The following is a 3,369-nucleotide window of genomic DNA, read 5'->3' on the forward strand; positions in this document are numbered from 1 at the left end:
CGACCAGGGTGGTGATGAGCACGGGCTCGCCCATGCCCGACTGCACCGAAAGCACCGGCCCCGCCATGGCGCCCGCCAACCCGGCCAGCGCGGCGCCCAGGCCGAACAGCACCGCATTGAGCAAGCCGATGTTGACGCCGAGCGCGGACACCAGCTGCGGGTACTGCGCGCCGGCGMGTATCAGCATGCCCAGGCGCGTCTTGTGGATCACCAGGTGCGACCCCACCGCCACGGCCAACCCGACCGCGATGATCGCGAAACGGTAGGCGGGATAGGTGAAGCCGAACAGGTTCACGGTGCCGTCAAGCACCTGCGGCACCTGGACGAAGAGCGGCTGCGGCCCCCAGACCATGCGCACCAACTCGTTGAAGAACATCACGAGGCCGAAGGTCGCCAGCACATGGTCGAGGTGGTCGCGCCGGTACAGCCGCGAGACGATCACCACCTCAAGCGCCATGCCCACCACCAGCGCCCCACCGGCCGCCGCCAGCAGCGCCAGCGCGAACGAATCGGTGGCGCCATAGGCCAGCGCGCCGGCATAGGCCCCGAGCATGTAGAGCGAGCCGTGCGCCAGATTGACGAAGCTCATGATGCCGAACACCAGCGTCAGGCCGGCAGCCAGGAGGAAGAGCAGCACCCCGTACTGCAGCCCGTTGAGCAGTTGCGCCAGCAGCAGCGTGGCATTCATGCCGCGCCCCTCAAGGCAGCGGGCATTGCTGCCCGTATGGGTCGGCGTGGGCGCTCAGCGGCGTGCCGACCTGGCGTGTCGCGATCTTGCCCGCGTCGCGCCAGGTCTCGAAGGCGTAGTAGTTCTGCACCGGCATGTTGTTCTTGCCGAAGCGGAACGGACCGCGCACCGACTTGACCTCGCTGCCCGCCGCCTTGACTGCCGCGGCCAGCTTCTTGGCGTCGCCGCCGGACTTGCGCAGGGCCGCATCGAGCAGCTGGGCCGCGTCATAGCCAGTGGCGGCGTACAGGCTGGGCGTGCGCTTGTACTTGGCCTGGAAGGCCGCGACGAAGGCCTTGTTCTCGGGGCTGTCCAGCGACGCGTCGTACATGGCGCCGCTGATGGCGCCGACCGCCGCGTCGCGCAGCGAAGGCAGCGTCGTGCCGTCCACGGTGAACACCGAATACAGCGGCAGCTTGCCCATCAGGCCGGCCTGGCTCATCTGCTTGACGAAGTTGATGCCCATGCCGCCGGGGTAGAAGACGAACACCGCGTCCGGCGCCGCCGCCTGCAGCTGCGCGATCTCGGCCGAGTAGTCGGGCTGGTTGACCTGGGTGAACACCTCGTCGACCACCTGGCCTTTGTAGTAGCGCTTGAAGCCGGCCAGCATGTCCTTGCCGGCCTGGTAGTTGGGGGCCATCAGGTAGACGCGCTTGATGCCCTTGTCCTGGGCGAACTTGCCCATGGCCTCTGCGGAGCCGTCGTTCTGCCAGGCCATCGAGAAGATGTTGGCCTTGCACTGCGCGCCGGCCAGCGGCGAGGGGCCGGCGTTGGTGGCAATGGCCACCACGCCCGACTCGACCAGCCGGGGCAGGCTGCCCATCAACACGTTGGAGAAGGACAGGCCGACGATGGCATCGACCTTGTCCTTGTCGATCAGCTTGCGAACGGCCTGCTGGCCGATCTCGGGCTTGAGCTGGTCGTCCTCCTTCAGCAGCGTGAGCGGCTGGCCGCCGAGCTTGCCGCCGAGCTGTTCGACGGCGAGATTGAAGCCGTCGACCTGGTCCTGCCCGACGAGGGCCTGCGGCCCGGAAAGCGGCGCCACCAGGCCGATGACGGCGGCTTGCGCCGCGCCGGCAACGGCCAGCGCAGCGGCGCCCAGGATGGCGATCTTGGATTTCATGCTCATGCTTGTCTCCTTGTAGTAGTGGCCCGATTGAACGGGGTCAGTCAATCTGCAGATAGACGCGCTGGCCGTCGATCTTCACGGGGTAGCTGCGCAGGGCCTCGGTGACCGGCTCGCACATCGGGCGGCCGTCGCGTACGTCGAACTTGCCCTGGTGAAGCGGGCACTCGATCTCGTGGCCGTCCAGGAAGCCGTCGCACAGCCGCGCATGGCCATGCGTGCAGATGTTGTCGGTGGCGTACACCTCGTCGCCGACGGTGTAGACGGCGATGTCGCGGCCGGCGACCGCCACGCCGATCACGTCGTCGGCAGGCAGCTGATCGCGCGCCAGCGCGTCGATCCAGTTGTCATGGTTCATGGCAGCGCTCTCAGATGGGATAGATGATGGAGTTCGGGATCATTTCGCTGTCGTAGATGCACTCGCGCGACGCGAACTTGAAGCCGCCCGGCGTGCGCACGACCACGTCGATATAGCGCCCGACGTTGAACACGGTGCTGGCCTCGGACAGCTTGGTGCGCAGCACCGCGTAGTTCGCTTCGGACTCGATGCGGTCGGCTTCAGCGCGGCGCACGACGGGCGCGCCGACGATGTGGCGCTGGTAGTAGGGATCGTGGAACAGCGTCTCCTTGATGCCGTAGACCCTGTCCTTGAGCATGCCCTTGCTGGTGAAGGACAGCGTGGCCAGCGGGAAGCCGCGCTCATGGTTCTCGCGGGGCTGCAGGCGGTAGACGCAGTCGTCGACGAAGAACTCGGGCCAGAGGTCCCAGTTGCCGGAGTCGACGGCGGCGGCGTAGTCGGCGTACAGCTGGCTCAGCGCCAGCCAGTCCTCGAAGTTGATGGACGCGGCCATAACTCAGTCCTCCATCACTTCGCGCCAGTAGCGGTACATGCCGCGTATCAGCGTCTCGGTGACCATGTGCTCCGTGTCCTCGACCTCGCGCCCGCCCAGCTCGGCCAGCGTGCGGTGGAAGGGCTTGCTCTCGAAGGCCTGCTGCGAGAACTCGATCACCTCGCCGTCATCGGCCGAGACGAAGCCGGCCGGGCCGAACAGGTTGGACTGGCGCAGGCGCCGCTGGGTCATCTCCTCGGTGTCGTCCTCGTAGCCGAAATGGGTCCAGACGAAGTCGAAGCTGCCGTGGCCGCTGGGCTGGATGTGGCGGGTCGACACGCTGTTGACCTGCTGCTGCAGGATGACGCTGGGGAAGATGGTGGTCATCACCGCAGTCGGCCCGCCCCACCAGGGCTCCGGGACGATGTCCAGGAAGCTCGGGTCGTGCAACTGCATAGTCTCCTTGAAGCTGGAGACCTGGGTCACCTGCTCGGACTTGCCGCCGCTGCCGCGCGTCGAGATCATGGACGCATGGCGATGGCGGTCGTCCATGCGGAGTTGCGACTTGTTGTCGGCGCGCCAGAGCCCGAAGGTGACGAACCAGGTGTGCAGCAGGCCCGGGTGATACGGGTCCTTGATGTTCTCCTGCATCAGCTTCCAGTTGCCCGGGATGCGCTGGCGGTTGT

At 66.8% G+C, this 3,369-nt stretch carries 5 protein-coding genes; all 5 read right to left on the reverse strand.

Features of this window, described 5'->3' with window-relative positions:
• The coding region (locus ACXJKR_RS27800; protein WP_457325575.1) for a branched-chain amino acid ABC transporter permease at nt 1-688 on the reverse strand (688 nt) is incomplete at its 3' end.
• 10 nt (nt 689-698) lie between these two features.
• Nucleotides 699-1,856, reverse strand: a complete 1,158-nt coding sequence (locus ACXJKR_RS27805; RefSeq protein ID WP_457325576.1) for an ABC transporter substrate-binding protein — start codon at nt 1,854-1,856, stop codon at nt 699-701.
• A gap of 37 nt (nt 1,857-1,893) precedes the next feature.
• Entirely contained in the window at nt 1,894-2,211 is a 318-nt protein-coding gene (locus ACXJKR_RS27810; protein ID WP_457325577.1) for a non-heme iron oxygenase ferredoxin subunit, read from the reverse strand.
• Nucleotides 2,212-2,221: 10 nt separating this feature from the next.
• Nucleotides 2,222-2,704 (reverse strand): aromatic-ring-hydroxylating dioxygenase subunit beta, encoded by a 483-nt coding sequence (locus ACXJKR_RS27815; protein WP_457325578.1) that lies wholly within the window; start codon nt 2,702-2,704, stop codon nt 2,222-2,224.
• A gap of 3 nt (nt 2,705-2,707) precedes the next feature.
• Nucleotides 2,708-3,369 (reverse strand): SRPBCC family protein (locus ACXJKR_RS27820; RefSeq protein ID WP_457325579.1); only part of this gene is annotated, 662 nt, incomplete at its 5' end.

The sequence above is a fragment of the Roseateles sp. P5_E11 genome, assembly GCF_054049355.1.

Excerpts from the sequence above, each read along its gene's own strand:
- ACXJKR_RS27805 (WP_457325576.1), bottom strand. The coding sequence starts at position 1,856 with ATGAGCATGAAATCCAAGATCGCCATCCTGGGCGCCGCTGCGCTGGCC.
- ACXJKR_RS27810 (WP_457325577.1), bottom strand. The coding sequence starts at position 2,211 with ATGAACCATGACAACTGGATCGACGCGCTGGCGCGCGATCAGCTGCCT.
- ACXJKR_RS27815 (WP_457325578.1), bottom strand. The coding sequence starts at position 2,704 with ATGGCCGCGTCCATCAACTTCGAGGACTGGCTGGCGCTGAGCCAGCTG.